Origin of the sequence: Streptomyces sp. JJ36, assembly GCF_021696945.1 — a bacterium.
Classification (GTDB): domain Bacteria; phylum Actinomycetota; class Actinomycetes; order Streptomycetales; family Streptomycetaceae; genus Streptomyces.
In genome coordinates, this window is record NZ_JACYHE010000010.1 from 18,479 (window position 1) to 35,768 (window position 17,290).

Annotated in this window: 17 protein-coding genes; 12 read left to right on the plus strand and 5 right to left on the minus strand. The window is 75.4% G+C overall.

The genetic code is table 11. The features are described 5' to 3' along the window. Positions 1-28: 28 nt before the first annotated feature. A complete protein-coding gene (locus HOY81_RS06220) occupies positions 29-394 on the minus strand; it encodes a DUF6479 family protein (RefSeq protein ID WP_237319065.1) in 366 nt (121 codons plus the stop codon). 51 nt (positions 395-445) lie between these two features. Then, positions 446-1,000: a hypothetical protein gene (locus HOY81_RS06225; RefSeq protein WP_237319066.1), complete on the minus strand. Its 555-nt coding sequence runs from the start codon at positions 998-1,000 to the stop codon at positions 446-448. 268 nt (positions 1,001-1,268) lie between these two features. Between HOY81_RS06225 and HOY81_RS06230 the strand changes: the two genes are divergently transcribed. The 10 genes from HOY81_RS06230 to HOY81_RS06275 all read left to right on the plus strand — a co-directional run bounded on the left by HOY81_RS06230 (position 1,269) and on the right by HOY81_RS06275 (position 14,579). Beyond that, entirely contained in the window at positions 1,269-2,411 is a 1,143-nt protein-coding gene (locus HOY81_RS06230; RefSeq protein WP_237319068.1) for an AAA family ATPase, read from the plus strand. A 52-nt stretch (positions 2,412-2,463) separates the two neighbouring features. After that, positions 2,464-2,793 carry a nucleotide pyrophosphohydrolase gene (locus tag HOY81_RS06235; protein ID WP_237319204.1) on the plus strand — a complete coding sequence of 110 codons (330 nt, stop codon included), beginning with the start codon at positions 2,464-2,466 and terminating at the stop codon, positions 2,791-2,793. 104 nt (positions 2,794-2,897) lie between these two features. Continuing rightward, positions 2,898-3,359, plus strand: a complete 462-nt coding sequence (locus HOY81_RS06240) for a DUF6099 family protein (protein ID WP_237319070.1) — start codon at positions 2,898-2,900, stop codon at positions 3,357-3,359. Between the two features lie 46 nt (positions 3,360-3,405). Continuing rightward, complete coding sequence (gene mmuM, locus HOY81_RS06245; RefSeq protein ID WP_237319072.1) at positions 3,406-4,335, plus strand: homocysteine S-methyltransferase; 930 nt, start codon at positions 3,406-3,408, stop codon at positions 4,333-4,335. Between the two features lie 34 nt (positions 4,336-4,369). Further along, positions 4,370-6,154 carry a 3' terminal RNA ribose 2'-O-methyltransferase Hen1 gene (locus HOY81_RS06250; RefSeq protein ID WP_237319074.1) on the plus strand — a complete coding sequence of 595 codons (1,785 nt, stop codon included), beginning with the start codon at positions 4,370-4,372 and terminating at the stop codon, positions 6,152-6,154. Further along, the gene (locus HOY81_RS06255) at positions 6,151-8,757 is read left to right on the plus strand and encodes a polynucleotide kinase-phosphatase (RefSeq protein ID WP_237319077.1); all 2,607 of its coding nucleotides are present in this window, start codon (positions 6,151-6,153) and stop codon (positions 8,755-8,757) included. The genes HOY81_RS06250 and HOY81_RS06255 overlap by 4 nt, the downstream gene beginning before the upstream one ends. Before the next feature lie 142 nt (positions 8,758-8,899). After that, on the plus strand, positions 8,900-10,126 hold the full coding sequence (locus tag HOY81_RS06260; RefSeq protein ID WP_237319080.1) for an arginine deiminase: 1,227 nt from the start codon (positions 8,900-8,902) through the stop codon (positions 10,124-10,126). A gap of 233 nt (positions 10,127-10,359) precedes the next feature. Continuing rightward, on the plus strand, positions 10,360-11,361 hold the full coding sequence (gene argF, locus HOY81_RS06265) for an ornithine carbamoyltransferase (protein WP_237319082.1): 1,002 nt from the start codon (positions 10,360-10,362) through the stop codon (positions 11,359-11,361). A 97-nt stretch (positions 11,362-11,458) separates the two neighbouring features. Continuing rightward, positions 11,459-12,286, plus strand: a complete 828-nt coding sequence (locus HOY81_RS06270) for an enoyl-CoA hydratase family protein (RefSeq protein ID WP_237319083.1) — start codon at positions 11,459-11,461, stop codon at positions 12,284-12,286. Position 12,287: 1 nt separating this feature from the next. After that, positions 12,288-14,579 (plus strand): bifunctional salicylyl-CoA 5-hydroxylase/oxidoreductase, encoded by a 2,292-nt coding sequence (locus tag HOY81_RS06275; protein ID WP_237319086.1) that lies wholly within the window; start codon positions 12,288-12,290, stop codon positions 14,577-14,579. Between the two features lie 64 nt (positions 14,580-14,643). Here HOY81_RS06275 and HOY81_RS06280 read toward each other — a convergent pair whose 3' ends face one another. Further along, the gene (locus HOY81_RS06280) at positions 14,644-14,898 is read right to left on the minus strand and encodes a DUF3099 domain-containing protein (RefSeq protein WP_237319087.1); all 255 of its coding nucleotides are present in this window, start codon (positions 14,896-14,898) and stop codon (positions 14,644-14,646) included. A 434-nt stretch (positions 14,899-15,332) separates the two neighbouring features. On the opposite strand from HOY81_RS06280, the gene HOY81_RS06285 reads away from it, so the two are divergent. Continuing rightward, positions 15,333-15,545 (plus strand): DUF397 domain-containing protein, encoded by a 213-nt coding sequence (locus HOY81_RS06285; protein ID WP_237319089.1) that lies wholly within the window; start codon positions 15,333-15,335, stop codon positions 15,543-15,545. A 19-nt stretch (positions 15,546-15,564) separates the two neighbouring features. Further along, the gene (locus tag HOY81_RS06290) at positions 15,565-15,837 is read left to right on the plus strand and encodes a hypothetical protein (protein WP_237319091.1); all 273 of its coding nucleotides are present in this window, start codon (positions 15,565-15,567) and stop codon (positions 15,835-15,837) included. Between the two features lie 7 nt (positions 15,838-15,844). Here HOY81_RS06290 and HOY81_RS06295 read toward each other — a convergent pair whose 3' ends face one another. Next, positions 15,845-16,342: a hypothetical protein gene (locus HOY81_RS06295; protein ID WP_237319092.1), complete on the minus strand. Its 498-nt coding sequence runs from the start codon at positions 16,340-16,342 to the stop codon at positions 15,845-15,847. A 37-nt stretch (positions 16,343-16,379) separates the two neighbouring features. Beyond that, a complete protein-coding gene (locus tag HOY81_RS06300) occupies positions 16,380-17,237 on the minus strand; it encodes a helix-turn-helix transcriptional regulator (protein ID WP_237319094.1) in 858 nt (285 codons plus the stop codon). Positions 17,238-17,290: the final 53 nt, after the last annotated feature.

Genomic DNA, 17,290 nt, shown 5'->3' on the forward strand with positions numbered 1-17,290 from the left:
ACCGCCGGGCGGGCACCGTCTGCCCGGCTCAGCCGGTGTGTCCGGGCCCGCCGCTGCCGAAACCGCCGCCGCCCTCCTGCCACTTGGGCCGTTCCCGTGCGTCGTCGGACTCGGTGACGCCCCAGTCCCGCACCTCGTACGGGTACCGTCGCCGGCCGTCGTGCGGCATCTCGTCGGGCGAGGTGATGTGCTCCTCATGGGTGCGGGCACCGCGTGGCCGGCCCGGCGGTGCGCCGGACCTGCGGTATTCGCCCCGGCTGCGCAGGCGCATCCCGTACGCCACCGCTCCGATCAGCACCGCGACGGCGCCCAGCCCGATCACCAGCGGCGCCAGGCCGATGAGGTGGTCGCGGGTGACCGCGAGCAAGACGGTGGTCGCTGCCGCTGTGTCCATGCCGCACGGGTTCCACGGTTGCCGCGGCCTAAGCAGGGCGGCTGCCCGGCGTCAGTCCGGCTCGCCCATGTACGTGTGGCGCGCCGCGACCCGGGCGAGCAGCACGTCCAGGGCGCCGACCAGCAGGTAGACGGTGACCGTGCCCACCCCGGTGAGCGGCCAGGCCGCGAAGCCGGGGACGCGCGAGAGGGCGTAGGCCGTCAGCACCGCGGCGATCACCGACAGCACGTCCAGGCCGCCGCTGAGGGTCTGCTCGCGCTCGTCCTCGCCGAGCCGCTCCGGCCGTACGCCCAGCAGCGCGGCCAGGCCCACCAGGAGGAACGCCGCCGCGCCCGTGACCGCGAAGGTGACCGTCTCCAGCGGGGACGCGGGGCCCTGAGCGCCGCTGACCAGGCCGTAGGCCGCCGTGACGGAGAGGGAGAAGCCGTAGGCGGTGGCGTTGTCGCGGAGGGCAGTGCGGACCGCGCGCCCGTAGCGGTCGAGCTGGGCCGGCTTGTGCTTCCCCACGGCGCCCGGCAGCGGTTTCCGCCGCCGTCCCCGCCGTCCCGGGGCGTGCCCTTCCCGGCCGTCGTCCGGCTCACCGGTCCCGTCGCTCTCCTCCGTCACGACCGCAGTCCTCCTTCCGGGGCTCTCCGGCGGGCGGCCGCCGGCCGGATCGGGCGTGGCTCGCCGTCCCGGGTTTCCCCGGTGTGCTCCGGACCTCACCGGTGACGTTCCGGCGTCGCCGGCGGTCCCGCCGGCGTCCTGGCACCCTGCCGTCCGCCGCCCGCACCGGTGACCCTCCGCCGCACGTCCCGCCCCGACTTCGCCCGATCGGAGGAAGCCCGGGCTGCCGGAACGGTTCGCCAGCGCGGCCGCTGCGTACGGTCCGGACATGCCCCCGATTTCCGCGGCCGCCGTCACCGAACTGCGGCTCTCGGCCTTCCGGTCCCACCGTGGCCTGGCGCTGCCCCTGGCACCGCTCACCGTGCTGGCCGGGCCCAGCGGCAGCGGCAAGTCGGCGGTGCTGGAGGCGTACGCCGCGCTCGCCCGGCTGGCCGGCGGCGAGGAGCTCGGGCAGGTCTTCGGCGAGGTGCGGGGCGGCCCCGCCGGCTGTGTCCCGCGGGACGCGCGCCCCGACCGGCAGGGCCGCCGCGGCTTCCGGCTGGGCTGCACCGTGGACGGCCCGGCCGGGCCGGTGCGCTGCGACGTGGCGGTGCAGGCCGAGCCGGAGCTGCGTGTCGCGGGGGAGCGGCTGACCGCGGCCGACGGGCGCACGCTCCTCTCCACCGCACTGCGCGACCCCGGCCGGCGGCAGGTGCACGCCGAGTGGCACACCGCGGGCACGGCCCGGGTGACCCGGGCGCCGCTGCCGGACGACCGGCTGGCGACGGCCCTGCTGCCGCTGCGCGTCGCGGGCGTCACCGACGGCCAGCGCGAGGTGCTGGCCGCCGCCGAACAGGTGGTGATCGCGTTGCGCGCGGCGTTCGCCTGCGATCCCCGGCCGGAGGCGATGCGCGCCCCGGCGGACCTGGCGGACGGCCTGCTGCGCCGCGGCTGCGAGAACCTGGCCGCGGTGCTGCGGCGTACCCGGGCCGAGTGCGGCACCCGGCACGCGGCGCTGGTGGAGGCGGTGCGGGCGGGCTGTGCCGGTCCCGTGGCGGGGCTGTCCACCACCCCGGGCGAGCGGGCCCGGGTGACCGCGGTGCTCGAGCGCGGCGCGGGGCGGGCGGACATGCCGGTGGAGTGGCTGGGCGACGGCGAGCTCCGTTACCTGGCCCTGGCCCTGGTGCTGCTCACCGGCCCCGGGGTGCTGGCCGTGGACCCGGTCCGGGAGGTGCTGCCGGCCCGGCAGGCGCTGACGGTCCTGGCCGACGGGCTGGACCGGGGCATGGACCGGCGGCAGACGCAGGAACTGCTGGCGCTCGCGGCGCGGATGTGCGAGCGGGGCCACGTGCGGCTGCTGGGCGCGGCCCAGGGCGTCGCCGAGGTGCCCGGCGGCCGCCTGGTAGACCTGGGGGGTGAGCGAATCCCCTGACTCCGCGTCCTCCCGGCCCGCCGGCCGGCCCCCCGGCTCGTCCGCCCGTACGCTGGAGCAACTGCAGCGCCGGCTGGCCGAGTTCGCCGAGGCCCGGCAGTGGGGCCGCTACCACACGCCGAAGAACCTGGCCGCGGCGCTGAGCGTGGAGGCGGGAGAGCTGGTGGAGATCTTCCAGTGGCTCACCCCGGAGGAGTCGCTGCGGGTGATGACCGCTCCGGACGCGGCGGACCGGGTGCGCGACGAGGTGGCCGATGTGCTGGCCTATCTCCTGCAGTTCTGCGAGGTGCTGGAGATCGACGCGCTGGATGCGCTGGAAGCGAAGATCGAGAGGAACGAGAAACGTTTCCCGGTGCACGGAAACGGTCACTCTATGGAGTGACGGAGTTGCTCAGCGCCGCCCAAATGTCCCGAATATCCAAACCCTCTGGCGATCGCGACCCCGGGTGGTCACGCTGAGTAATCGCCAGTGGAGGGGGACGACCGATGGAAGCAGTTCTTCTGATCGACGCCACGCGGCGGGCCGTGGCCCGCAGCCGCACGGTGCGGGCGGTCATCGCGGAGGCGTGGCAGGCGCAGGCCCTCGTCGAGGCCGTCGGCACCCTGCTCGCCACGGACGGGCCGCCCGCCGTGCGCCCCGAGGCGCTGAGCCTGCGGGAGGCGGGGCGGCGCGGCTCCCGGCCCTACCACCACGAGTGGCAGGCCGTCCCGGGCGGGCTCCGGGCGTCCCGGCTCAGCCTGATCCGGGACGCCCGCTGCACCCTGGTGGCGCTCTCCCGGCTGCTCGGCGAGACCGGCGTGGCGCTGGTCGGGGTGGCCGTGGCCGCCGAGGAGGAGGGGCTCTACTGGCAGTGCATCGAGGCCATCGACGCGGTGGACGAGGCCGGCGACCGGGTCGCGGGCGTGCTGCGCGGGATGGCGCTCCCCGAACGCGGCCCCGCGGTGTGACGGGGCCGGGCGCCGGGCCGGCGCCCCGCAGGGCAGGATGGAGGTCGTGGAACGGCGTACCGGCACCCCGCACCGGCTCTCCCCGGCGTCCCCGCTCGCCGCGGCCCTCGCCCGCGGCCCGGTGGTCCTCGACGGCGGGCTGTCCAACCAGCTCGAGGCCCAGGGCTGCGACCTCGGCGACGCGCTGTGGTCCGCCCGGCTGCTCGCCGACGACCCGGAGCAGCTCACCGCCGCACACCGGGCGTACGCACGGGCCGGGGCCCGGGTGCTCCTCACCGCGAGCTACCAGGCGTCCTTCGAGGGCTTCGCCCGCCGCGGCCTGGACCGCACCGCCGCGGCCGCGCTCTTCCGGCGCAGCGTGCACCTGGCCCGGAAGGCCGCTGAGGGGCGGCCGGTGCTGGTGGCCGCGTCGGTCGGCCCGTACGGAGCGGTGCGCGCCGACGGCGGCGAGTACCGCGGCCGGTACGGGCTGACCGTACGGGAGCTGACGCGCTTTCACCGCCCGCGGATCGAGGCGCTGGCCGAGGCCGGGCCCGACGTGCTGGCGCTGGAGACGGTGCCGGACGCCGACGAGGCCGAGGCCCTGCTCGACGCGGCCGCCGGCTGCGGGCTGCCGGTCTGGCTCAGCTACACCGTCGCCGGGGACCGCACCCGGGCCGGCCAGCCCCTCGCCGCGGCCTTCGCGGTGGCGGCCGGGCGGGACGAGGTGGTCGCGACGGGCGTCAACTGCTGCACGGCCGCGGACGCCGAACGCGCCGTCCCGGTCGCCGCGGAGACCACCGGCAAGCACGTCGTCGCCTACCCCAACAGCGGCGAGGACTGGGACGCGGCCGCCCACCGGTGGCGGGGCAGCGGCACCTGGGACCCGGCGCGGGTGGCCGGCTGGACCGCCCTCGGCGCCCGGCTGCTCGGCGGCTGCTGCCGGGTGGGCCCGGACGCGATCGCGGAACTGGCCCGGGCGCTGGAAAAGCGTTAGGGGCCGCGGCGCGCCGCGGGCGATACTCGCGCCTGTGTTCCTGTCGCTCTCGGCCGCCGGCACCCCCGGCGCACCTGCCACCGACCTGGGGTACCTGCTGCACAAGCACCCCGACCGCGCGCAGCCGTTCTCCACCTCCGCCGGCACCGCGCACGTCTTCTACCCGCGCGCGGACGCCGCACGCTGCACCGCCGCGCTGCTGCTCGAGGTGGACCCCGTGGCCCTGGTACGCCGCGGCCGCGGCCGCGCCCCGGACTCCGCGCTCGCCCAGTACGTCAACGACCGTCCGTACGCCGCCTCCTCGCTGCTGGCGGTGGCCCTCGGCGCGGTCTTCCGCAGTGCGCTCGCCGGGAAGTGCCGGCAGCGTCCCGAGCTGCCGGAGCGGATCCTGCCGCTCCGGGCGGAGGTGCCGGCGCTGCCCGCACGGGGCGGTCCGGCGCTCGTACGGCGGCTCTTCGAGCCGCTGGGCTGGGCGGTCGACGCCGAGCCGGTGCCGCTCGACGCCCGTTTCCCCGAGTGGGGGGACTCCCGGTACGTGCGGCTGGTGCTGGAGGGCGAGCAGCGGGTCTCCGCCGCGCTGCGGCAGCTCTACGTCCTGCTGCCGGTCCTGGACGGCGCGAAGCACTACTGGGTGACCGCGGACGAGGCGGACAAGCTGCTGCGGGCCGGCGAGGGCTGGCTGGAGCACCACCCCGAGCAGGACCTGATCGCGGGCCGTTACCTGGCCCGCCGCGCCACGCTCACCCGGCAGGTGCTGGAGCGGCTGGAGCTCGCCCGGCTCGCCACGTCCGACGACGCGCCGGTGGAGGAGCTCGACAACGCGGTGCCCGACGAGCAACCCGGCTCCGCGGAGGAGCACACCGGCACGGCGGGTGCCCGGGTGGTGCAGGCCCCCGGCGCCTCCGCCGGGGGCGGGCCCGGTCGGCCGCCGTCTCCGGCGGAGGCCGGGGAGCCGACGGTGCCGGCGGCCAGGGAGGCGGACGTGGCGCACCCGGGCCTCCCGGCGGGCGCCGAAGCCCCGGCCGGTCCTGCCCGGGCGCACGAGGGGCCGTCGGCCGGGCACGGACACGACGGCGCGGGGGCCCCGGGCGTCCCTCCCGTACGTGACCGGACCGCGGACCGCGCGCACCGCCCCGGCCATGCGGCCCCGCCGACCGGTCCGTCGCTGGCCGAGCAGCGGCGCACAGCCGTGCTGGCGGCGCTGCGGGAGGCCGGCGCCGAACAGGTGCTGGACCTGGGCTGCGGCGAGGGCCGGCTGCTCGCGGAGCTGCTCGGCGACGGGCGCTTCACCCGGATCACCGGGCTGGACGTCTCGGTGCGCGCCCTGCAGGCGGCCCGGCGCCGGCTCCGGACGGACCGGATGAGCGAGCGGCAGGCAGCCCGGATCACCCTGCTCCACGGCTCGCTGGTCTACACCGACACCCGGCTGACGGGCCATGACGCGGCGGTGCTCAGCGAGGTCGTGGAGCATGTGGACGCGCCCCGGCTGCCCGCGCTGGAGCACGCCGTCTTCGCCGCCGCCCGGCCGGGCACCGTCGTCGTCACCACCCCCAACGCCGAGTACAACGTGCGCTGGGAGACCCTGCCCGCCGGCCGCCTGCGCCACGCCGACCACCGGTTCGAGTGGACCCGCACGGAGTTCCGGGCGTGGGCTGGGCGGGTCGCGCGGCGGCACGGATACGCCGTCGAGCTGCGGCCCGTCGGGCCGGACGATCCCGAGGTCGGTCCGCCCACCCAGCTCGCGGTGTTCACGGCGTCCCCGAAGGCCCGGGAGGCCGCTGCATCGCCCACCCCCGCGCCCCGGGAGGCCCCCGTATGACGGACCGTACGCTCGCCCTGCCCGATCTCTGCCTGGTGGTGCTGATCGGCACCACCGGCTCCGGGAAGTCCACCTTCGCGCGGCGCCACTTCCGGCCCACCGAGGTCCTCTCCTCGGACGTCTGCCGCGGGCTGGTCGCCGACGACGAGAACGACCAGAGCGCCACCCCCGACGCGTTCGAGCTGCTGCACCACATCGCGGGCAAGCGCCTCGCCGCGGGGCGGCTCACCGTGGTCGACGCCACCAACGTGCAGCGGGAGGCGCGCCGGCAGCTCGTCGCCCTCGCCCGTGCGCACGACGTGCTGCCGGTCGCCGTGGTGCTCGACGTGCCGGAGCGGGTCTGCGCCGAGCGGAACGCCGGCCGCCCCGACCGTGCCGGGCTGCCCCCGCACGTCCTGGCCCGTCAGCACCGGGAGCTGCGGCGTTCGCTGCGCGGCCTGGAGCGGGAGGGCTTCCGCCGGGTGCACGTGCTGCGCGGTGCGGAGGAGGCCGACCGGGTCGCCCGGGTCGAGCGCGAGCGCCGCTGGAACGACCTGCGGCACCTCACCGGCCCGTTCGACCTGATCGGTGACGTGCACGGGTGCCGCAGCGAGCTGGAGACCCTGCTCACCGGCCGGCTCGGCTATGTCCTGGAGCGGGACGCCGCGGGGCGCCCGTGCGGCGCACGGCACCCGGAGGGCCGTACGGCGGTGTTCGTCGGGGACCTCGTCGACCGTGGCCCGGACAGCCCGGGGGTACTGCGCCTGGTGCGGGGCATGGTCGTGGCGGGCACGGCGCTGTGCGTGCCGGGCAACCACGAACACAAGCTGGCCCGCTGCCTGCGCGGCCGCAAGGTGACCCGCAGCCACGGTCTGGCGGAGACGCTGGAGCAGCTGGAGCGTGCCGAGGCCGCGGACCCCGGCTTCACCGAGCGGGTGCGGGAGTTCCTGGACGGCCTGGTCAGTCACTACGTCCTGGACGGCGGCCGGCTGGTGGTCAGTCACGCCGGGCTGCCCGAGAAGTACCACGGCCGCACCTCGGGCCGGGTCCGCGCCCACGCGCTCTACGGCGACACCACCGGCGAGACCGACGCGTACGGCCTGCCGGTGCGGTACCCGTGGGCGGAGGACTACCGCGGCCGTGCCGCGGTGGTCTACGGCCACACCCCCGTACCGCGGGCCGCGTGGCTCAACAACACCCTCTGCCTGGACACCGGATGCGTCTTCGGCGGGGCGCTCACCGCCCTGCGCTGGCCGGAGCGGGAACTCGTCGACACCCCGGCCGAGCGGGTCTGGTACGAACCGGTGCGGCCCCTCGCCGCCGAGGCCCCCGCCCCGGCGGGCGACCGGCCCCCGGCCCTGACCGACGTGCGGGGGCGGCGCGTGGTGGAGACCCGGCACGCCGGGCGCATCACCGTACGCGAGGAGAACGCCGCCGCGGCCCTGGAGGTGATGAGCCGGTTCGCCGTCGCCCCCGGTCTGCTTCCCTACCTGCCGCCCACCATGGCGCCGTGCGCCACCTCGCGGGAGGAGGGCCACCTGGAGCACCCGGCGGAGGCCTTCGCCGAGTACCGGGCGGCCGGTGTACGGGAGGTGCTGTGCGAGGAGAAGCACATGGGCTCCCGCGCGGTCGCCCTGGTCTGCCGGGACGCCGCGGTGGCCCGCGAGCGGTTCGGCGCGGACGGCGAGGTGCCGGGTGCGCTCTGCACCCGCACCGGCCGCCCCTTCTTCGGGGATCCGGAGCTCACCGCCCGGGTGCTCCGCAGGATCGGCGCCTGCGTGGCGGGCGCCGGGCTCTGGGAGGAGCTGGAGACCGACTGGCTGCTGCTCGACGCCGAGCTGCTGCCCTGGTCGCTGAAGGCCGGCGGGCTGCTGCGCGAGCAGTACGCCGCGGTGGGCGCCGCTGCGGGCGCGGCCTTCCCGCCCGCGCTCGCCGCGCTGGAGGACGCCGCCGCGCGCGGGGTGGACGTGGCCGGGCTGCTCGGCCGGCAGCGGGAGCGGGCCGCCGACGCGGCCGCGTTCACCACGGCCTACGGGCGGTACTGCCGGCGGGTGGCGGAGCAGGGCGACGGGCTGCCGGAAGGGCTGCGGCTGGCGCCCTTCCAGCTTCTCGCCCTCGCCGGGCGCAGCCTCGCCACGCTGCCGCACGACCGTCAGCTCGGCCTGGTGGACCGGATGATCGAGGCCGAGGAACGGCTGGGCGACGGCACCGCGCTGCTGGCCCCGACCCGCCGGCTGCGGGTGGGCACCGGGGACGACGCCTCCGTGGCCGCCGGCGTGCGGTGGTGGCGGGAGCTCACCGCGGCGGGTGGCGAGGGCATGGTGGTCAAGCCGCTGGCCGCGTACGTGCGGGGGAAGGACGGGCGGCCGGTGCAGCCCGGGATCAAGTGCCGTGGCCCGGAGTACCTGCGCATCGTCTACGGGCCGGAGTACCTGCGCCCGGAGCACCTGGCGCGGCTGCGCCACCGGCACCTCGGCCACAAGCGGTCGCTGGCCCTGCGGGAGTACGCCCTCGGGCTGGAGGCGCTGGACCGGCTGGCGGACGGCGAGCCGCTGTGGCGGGTGCACGAGGCGGTGTTCGCGGTGCTCGCGCTGGAGTCCGAGCCCGTCGACCCGCGACTGTGAGCGGCGCTGCGTCCCGGCGGGCGCCGGCCGGGGGCGGGGTCGCAGGGCCGGGCGTCAGGCCGGGGGCCCGCCCCGGGAAACGGCCGGGAAAAATCGTTCCGGGAGCCGCGCGGCGGCCGCCCTCCTCGGACAGGATGGGGACATGGGATTCCATGTCGACTCCGAGGCCGGGCGGCTCCGCCGCGTCATCCTGCACCGGCCCGATCTCGAGCTGAAGCGGCTCACCCCCTCGAACAAGGACGATCTCCTGTTCGACGACGTCCTCTGGGTGCGCCGCGCCCGGCAGGAGCACGACGCCTTCGCCGACGCCCTCCGCGACCGCGGGGTGCAGGTCCATCTCTTCGGGGACCTGCTCACCGAGAGCCTGGACGTGCCGGCCGCGCGCTCGCTGGTGCTGGACCGGGTCTTCGACGAGCGGGAGTACGGGCCGCTGGCCACCGCCCACCTGCGGTCCGCCTTCGACGCGCTGCCCACGCCCGAGCTGGCCGAGGCGCTGATAGGGGGCATGACCAAGCGGGAGTTCCTGGAGCGCTCCGCGGAGCCCACCTCGGTCCGCTTCCATGTGATGGAGCCGGACGACTTCCTGCTCGCGCCGCTGCCGAACCACCTCTTCACCCGGGACACCTCCGCCTGGGTCTACGACGGGGTGTCGATCAACGACATGCGGTGGCCGGCCCGCCGCCGGGAGACCGTCCACTTCGAGGCCATCTACCGGCACCACCCGCTCTTCACCGGCAACACCTTCCGCCTCTGGTCCGAGGGCGGGGGCACCGGCCACCCCTCCACCATCGAGGGCGGGGACGTCCTGGTGATCGGGAACGGCGCGGTGCTGGTCGGGATGAGCGAGCGCACCACCCCGCAGGCCGTGGAGCTGCTGGCGCGGAACCTGTTCGAGGCCGGCTCGGCCACCACCATCGTGGCGCTGGACATGCCCAAGCGCCGGGCGTTCATGCACCTCGACACGGTGATGACGATGATCGACGGCGACACCTTCACGCAGTACGAGGGCCTGGGGATGCTCCGCTCGTACACCATCGAGCCGGGCGGCGGGCCGCACGAGCTGAAGGTCACCGACCACCCGCCGGAGCACATGCACCGGGCGATCGCGGCGGCGCTCGGGCTGGACGCGATCCGGGTGCTCACGCCCACCCAGGACGTGCACTCGGCGGAGCGGGAGCAGTGGGACGACGGCTGCAACGTGCTGGCCGTCGAGCCCGGCGTGGTGCTCGCCTACGACCGGAACGCGACCACCAACACCTTCCTCCGCAAGCGCGGCATCGAGGTGCTGGAGCTCCCCGGCAGCGAGCTGGGCCGGGGACGCGGCGGACCGCGGTGCATGAGCTGCCCGGTGGAGCGCGACGCCGTGTAGCGGGGTCCGGGTCCGGGTCCGGGTCCGGGTCCCGGGCCCGTGCCGGTCCGGGGTGCGGTGGAGGCGCCGGGCCGGCACGGGGCGTCCGGCGGCCGCCGGGCCCTTCCGGGCACGCGTGCCGCGGCCGTGCCGGGTGGCGCCCGTATAAGAATGCGCCGGATCGTATAGACTTCCGGTCCGGCGTTCGCGTCAGCTTCGTCGTCCGCGTCCGTGTCCGCACTCAGGAGCCCGCCATGTCCACAGACCTCAGGGGACGCCCCCTGGTGAAGGAGCTGGACCTCACCCCCGGGGAGTTCCGCCGGCTGCTCGACCTCGCCGCCCGCCTGAAGGCGGAGCGGGCCACGGGCACGGAACGGCAGCGGCTCCAGGGCCGGACCGTCGCGCTGATCTTCGAGAAGGCCTCCACCCGCACCCGGTGCGCCTTCGAGGTGGCCGCCGCCCACCAGGGGGCGGCCACCACCTGCCTCGACCCGTCCGGCTCACACCTGGGCCACAAGGAGTCGGTCCGGGACACGGCCCGGGTGCTGGGCCGGCTCTACGACGCCGTCCAGTTCCGCGGCGCGGCGCAGGAGACGGCCGAGGAGCTGGCCGCCCACGCCGGGGTGCCGGTCTACAACGGCCTGACCGACGACTGGCATCCCACCCAGATGCTCGCGGACGTGCTCACCATGACCGAGCACTGCTCCCGGCCGCTGGACCGCATCGCCTACGCCTACCTCGGCGACGCCCGCTCCAACATGGGCAACTCCTACCTGGTCACCGGCGCCCTGCTGGGCATGGACGTACGGATCGCGGCCCCCGGCAAACTGTGGCCGCGGGACGCGGTGGTGGCGCGGGCCCGCGAGCTCGCCGCGACCACCGGCGCCCGGATCACCCTCACCGAGGACGTCGGCGAGGGCGTACGCGGCACCGACTTCGTCGCCACCGACGTGTGGGTCTCCATGGGCGAGCCCCCGGAGGTCTGGGACGAGCGGATCGCCCTGCTGCGCCCGTACGCCGTGACCATGGACGTGCTGCGCGCCACCGGCAACGACGAGGTGCGCTTCCTGCACTGCCTGCCCGCCTTCCACGACCTCGGCACGGCGGTGGCCCGGGAGCTGCACGCCCGGCACGGGCTGGAGTCCCTGGAGGTCACCGACGAGGTCTTCGAGTCGGAGCACTCGGTCGTCTTCGACGAGGCGGAGAACCGGATGCACACCATCAAGGCGCTGCTCGTCGCCACTCTCGCGGAGTGAGGACGGCGCGCTCGTATCGCGCACCGGTGACGACGGTCACGAAGGGGTGATACGTTCGGGGTTGCGCCCGACTCGCCGTCCGGAGGAGACCCGTGTCATGAGCCCCTTCACCGGTTCCGCCCGCGCCACCGGACGCTGGGAGCACCTCCGGGTGACCGAGGAGGACGGCGTCGTCACCGTCACCCTCGACCGCCCCGACAAGCTCAACGCCCTCACCTTCGAGGCCTACGCGGACCTGCGGGACCTGCTCGCCGAGCTCTCCCGGGAGCGCCGGGCCCGGGCGCTGGTGCTCGGCGGCGAGGGCCGCGGCTTCTGCTCCGGCGGTGACGTGGACGAGATCATCGGCGCCACGCTCGGCATGGACACCGGGCAGCTCCTGGACTTCAACCGGATGACCGGCCAGGTCGTCCGCGCCCTGCGGGAGGCGCCGTTCCCCGTGGTGGCGGCCGTGCACGGGGTCGCCGCCGGCGCCGGCGCGGTGCTGGCGCTCGCCGCCGACTTCCGGGTGGCCGACCCCACCGCCCGCTTCGCCTTCCTCTTCACCAAGGTGGGGCTCTCCGGCGGCGACATGGGCGCCGCCTACCTGCTGCCGCGGGTCGTCGGCCTCGGCCACGCCACCCGCATCCTGATGCTCGGCGAGCCCGTCCGCTTCCCGGAGGCCGAACGCATCGGGCTGGTCAGCCAGGCCGCGGAGGACGGCGGCGCCACGGAGGCCGCCGCGGCCCTCGCCCGCCGCCTCGCCGACGGGCCCGCCCTCGCCCACGCCCAGACCAAGGCGCTGCTCACCGCCGAGCTCGACCTCCCGCTCTCCGCGGCCGTCGAGATGGACGCCGCCACCCAGGCCCTGCTGATGAGCAGCGAGGACTACGCCGAGTTCCACGCCGCGTTCACCGAGAAGCGGCCCCCGAAGTGGCAGGGGCGCTGAGATGGCCGCGGACGGCGCGGGCCCGGCGCAGCGCATCGCGGTCATCGGCGGCGGCCCCGGCGGGCTCTACGCCGCCGCCCTCCTCAAGCGGCTGCGCCCCGCCCGCGAGGTCACCGTCTTCGAACGCAACGCGCCGGAGAACACCTTCGGCTTCGGCGTGGTGCTCTCCGACGAGACCCTCGGCGGCATCGAGCACGCCGACCCGGAGGCCTTCGTCGCGCTCCAAGAGGCGTTCGTGCGCTGGGACGACATCGAGATCGTGCACCGCGGCACCACCCTGGTCTCCGGCGGGCACGGCTTCGCCGCGCTCGGCCGCCGCCGGCTGCTCGGCGTGCTGCACGACCGCTGCCGCAGCCTCGGCGTCGACCTGCGGTTCCGTACCGAGGCCCCGCCGGCGGCCGCGCTCTCCGCGGCGTACGACCTGGTCGTCGCCGCCGACGGGGTGCACAGCACCACCCGCGAGGCCCACCGCGACGCCTTCCGGCCCCGGCTGACCACCCACCGCTGCCGCTACATCTGGCTGGCCGCCCCCTTCGCCCTGGACGCCTTCCGTTTCGAGATCGCGGAGACGGAGCACGGCGTGGCCCAGCTCCACGCCTACCCGTACGCGCCGGACGCCTCCACCGCCGTCGTCGAGATGCGCGAGGAGGTCTGGCGCGCGGCCGGCCTGGACCGCATGGACGAGGCGGCCTCCGCCGCCCACTGCGCCAAGCTCTTCCCGGAGACCCTCGGGGGCCGCCCGCTGCACGGCAACAACTCCCAGTGGACCGCCTTCCGCACCGTGGTCAACGAGACCTGGTCGCACGGGAACACCGTGCTGCTCGGGGACGCCGCGCACACCGCGCACTTCTCCATCGGCTCCGGCACCAAGCTGGCCGTCGAGGACGCGCTCGCCCTCGCCGCCTGCCTGGAGGAGCACCCCGGGGTGCCGGACGCCCTCGCCGCCTACGAGGCCGAGCGGCGCCCCGTGGTGCTCTCCACCCAGCGGGCGGCCCGCGCCAGCCTGGAGTGGTTCGAGGACCTGCCCGCCTACGTCGACCAGCCGCCGCACCAGTTCGCCTTCAACCTGCTCACCCGCAGCCGCCGGGTGACCCACGACAACCTGCGGCTGCGCGACCCCGGCTTCGTCGCCGCCGTCGAGCGGGCGCAGGGCGTGCCGGCGGGCACCCCGCCCATGTTCACGCCGTACCGGCTGGGAGGGCTGGAGCTGCGGAACCGCGTCGTGGTCTCGGCGATGGACATGTACTCCGCGCAGGACGGCCTGCCCGGCGACTTCCACCTCGTCCACCTCGGCTCCCGGGCGCTCGGCGGCGCGGGCCTGACCATGACGGAGATGGTCTGCGTCTCGCCCGAGGGCCGCATCACCCCCGGCTGCACCGGGCTCTGGTCCGACGCGCAGGAGGCCGCCTGGCGCCGGGTCACCGACTTCGTGCACGCCCAGGCGCCGGGCGCGGCGATCGGCGTCCAGCTCGGCCACTCCGGGCGCAAGGGCTCCACCCGCCTGATGTGGGAGGGCATCGACGACCCCCTCCCGGAGGGGAACTGGCCCGTCGTCGGGCCCTCCCCGCTGCCCTACCGGAACGGCGTCAGCCAGACCCCCCGGGCCCTGGAGCAGGCGGACCTGGCGGAGCTGCGCGAACAGTTCGCCGCCGCGGCGCGCCGCGCGGCCCGGGCCGGCTTCGACCTGCTGGAGCTGCACTGCGCCCACGGCTACCTGCTCTCCAGCTTCCTCTCCCCGCTGACCAACCACCGCACCGACGCCTACGGCGGCGACCTCGACGGGCGGCTCCGCTTCCCCCTGGAGGTGCTGGACGCGGTGCGCGCCGTCTGGCCGGAGGACCGCCCGCTGACGGTCCGCATCTCCGCCACCGACTGGGCCGAGGGCGGCACCTCGGCGGAGGACGCGCTGGGCATGGCGGCGGCCTTCGCCGCGCACGGCGCCGACGCGATCGACGTCTCCACCGGCCAGGTGGTCTCCACGGAGCAGCCCGACCACGGCCGCTCCTACCAGGTCCCGTACGCCGACCGGATCCGCAACGGCCTCGGGATCCCGGTCATCGCGGTGGGCGCCATCTCCTCCTGGGACGACGTCAACTCCCTGCTGCTGGCCGGCCGCGCCGACCTCTGCGCCCTGGCCCGGCCCCATCTCTGGGACCCGCACTGGACCCTGCACGCCGCCGCCGACCAGGGGTACACCGGGCCCGGCGCCCCCTGGCCGCTGCCGTACCGGGCGGGCAGCCGCAAACCGCCGGCCGGCCGCACCGACGCGCCCAAGCCGCGCCTCACCCTCTGAGCGGGCCGGCCCCGGGTGCGCCGGGGACACCGCCTCCGCACCGCCGGGACAACTCCCGGGGACGTCAGGGCCCGCCCTCGTCCCACCAGCGGTCCTCCGCGTCCCGCCGGTTGCCGACGATCACGGCGGCCGGCGGGATCACCATGGCCACCACGCACATCGCGATCGCGGCCGGCACCGACCAGAAGCGCACGAAGCCCCAGGCGCTCACGAAGAGCACCAGGCAGATACCCATCAGCACGAAGTAGCGCACGCGACGCCGCGGGTACGAGCCACGCGGTGCGCCCGCGCCCCCGGGGCTGGAACGGGGTGCCGTCATGTCTCCAGCGTAGGTCGGCGGCGTGCGGCGGCGCGTTCCGCGCCGGGGCGTGCCGCCACGCGACGGAGGACCGCCGGCCGCCGCCGCACGCCCCGCCACGCCGGACGGAGCGGCCGGAAACCGGGCCGACGGGCGCGATCTGCCAGGTGCGGTACGGGGTGTGGCCGGGCGACACCTGTCGGTCGGCACACACCGGACGGACGCCCCGGAGTGCCCCTCCGGTGACGGGAAGGCCGGGAAGGGGGCTTCCGGCGGACCGGAACCGCTGTCACGCTGTGCAGTGAACAATGAACCGATTGTGCGTGTACGGCACAGGTGCCGGAAGTGGCCGATCACGTGTTCATCTGCGGATGGGGCAGATGTGCATTAGTGTGCAGCCGGGCTGTCCTCGAGGGGGCCGGGCGAGTTCGTGGATCTCGTCGGGAGGAAGTCGCGTGGTGAGTGGATTCGGCTGGCGGAAGAGTACGCGTTCCGAGGACCCGAAGGGATGTGTCGAGGTGGCACGCGACGTGCGGAACACGTCGGTCCGCGACTCCAAGGACCGGAACGGGCCCGTCCTCGCCTTCTCCGCAGGGGCCTGGTCCGCCTTTCTCGCCGGTCTCGACTCCCTGGCAGGGCTGCCCGTTGACGCGCACGACCCGATCTGACCGTATCGAGGTGGGCCCCATGGACCCTGCCGGTTCCGGCGAAGCCGGCCCCCTCCGGGAAGGGACGCGGCGCAGTGCCCGGCGTCCCGCGTCGTCTCGCGCGTTCCTGGCGTACTGCCTGGTGGCCGGTGCCGTGGCGACGGTCGCGGGCGCGAGCGTCTCGCTGCTCGCTACCGGTGCGTCGGACAAGCGGGCGGCCTGGCTGGTGGTGATGGTGGCGGTGTCCTTCGCAGCAGGCCTCGGCTGGAGCCTGGTGCCGCTCCGGAGGCGCGGGTCCACCATGGATCGCTGACCGGCGGTCAGGCGTCGTCCCCGTCCGGCGTGCGGGCCTCGCGGGGGCGGCCGAAACGCCTGCGGACCAGCGCGGTGACGGTCAGGCCGAAGGCCGCCGCCACCGCGGTGAGCAGGGTGTTGAGGGCGTAGCTGCCGGCCGCCAGCACCCAGCCGGGCATGGATATCTCCAGGCCGGCGGAGGCACGTATCACCAGCACGGCGCAGAGGGTCACCACCAGGCAGAGCACGATGAAGCAGAAGGTGACGACCAGACAGCCCACGGAGAACACGCCGGCCACGTTCCAGAGCCGCCGCCGGTCGTGCCGGCTCAGCTCCTCCAGCCGTCGGCTCTCCCGGCGGTGGCGGTTGGTCCCCAGCTCCTCGAACCGCTGAGCCAGTTCGGCATCCTCCGCGGCTGCCAGGTCGTGGCCGAGGGCCGCCGCCGCGCCGTCGCCCGTCCCGGCCGGGGGCAGCGGACGGAGCAACGCGCGGGTGCGCCGCCACCACTCTCGCCAGTCCAGCATCTGTGCTCCTCAGTCCGGTGGGCCGCACCGCCAGGGGTCAGCTCTCGGTGAACCGCTCCAGCGCCCGGTCGATCAGCGCCAGCGCCTCGTCGCCCTGTGCCGACCGCTCGCTGATGTCCTCGAAGCACTCCCGGTACGTCGCGACGTGCTCGATCTCGTCACTGCTGGCGAGGGCGCCCACGGCGGACTCCTGGTAGAGCAGGTCGTTCTCGCCGCCGCTGAAGCTCAGCAGGGTGAAGCTGTACTGGACGCTGTAGTGCGCCCCGGCCGTCAGGGGCAGCACCCGCAGGTCGACCCGGGGATTGGCCGCCACGGCCTTGAGGTGCCGCAACTGGTTCCGCATCACGGCCGGGGTGCCGATCTGCCGGAGCAGCGCCGCCTCGTCGACGACCAGATGGACCTCCGGGCCGGACTCGGCCTCGAAAATGCGTTCGTACCGCTTCATGCGCAGGTCGGCGCTGCGCCGGGCCTGTTCCTCGTCTGTCTGGGCGGAGAGCAGGGCCATCGCGTAGTCGTAGGTCTGCACGTAGCCGGAGACGAGCACCGGGTGGTAGGCCAGGATCTCGGAGGCAGCTCCCTCGTAACTCAGCAACTGGGCGAACTGGGGCCGGATGAAGGAGCTGAACTCCGCCCACCAGCTGTTCCCCTTGCTGTGGCGGGCCGCGTGCTCCAGTTCCCGCACCGTCTCCGGGTCCTGGACGTCGTAGAGCTGCAGCATGGCGCGGAGGTCGGTGACCGAGAGGCTCACCGTCGCCGCTTCGATGCGGATGATTTTCGACAGGGACCATTCGAGGGCGTCGGCCGCCTGGCGCTGTGTCATGCCGGCCTTGACGCGGGCCTCGCGCAGCGCCTCCCGCAGGGTGCGCCGGTTCAGTGCGGGGTCGTCGGTAGCCACGTCGGGTTCTCCTCATGAGGGGTGAGTCGTCCGGTTCTCGCCACGCCCCGGGT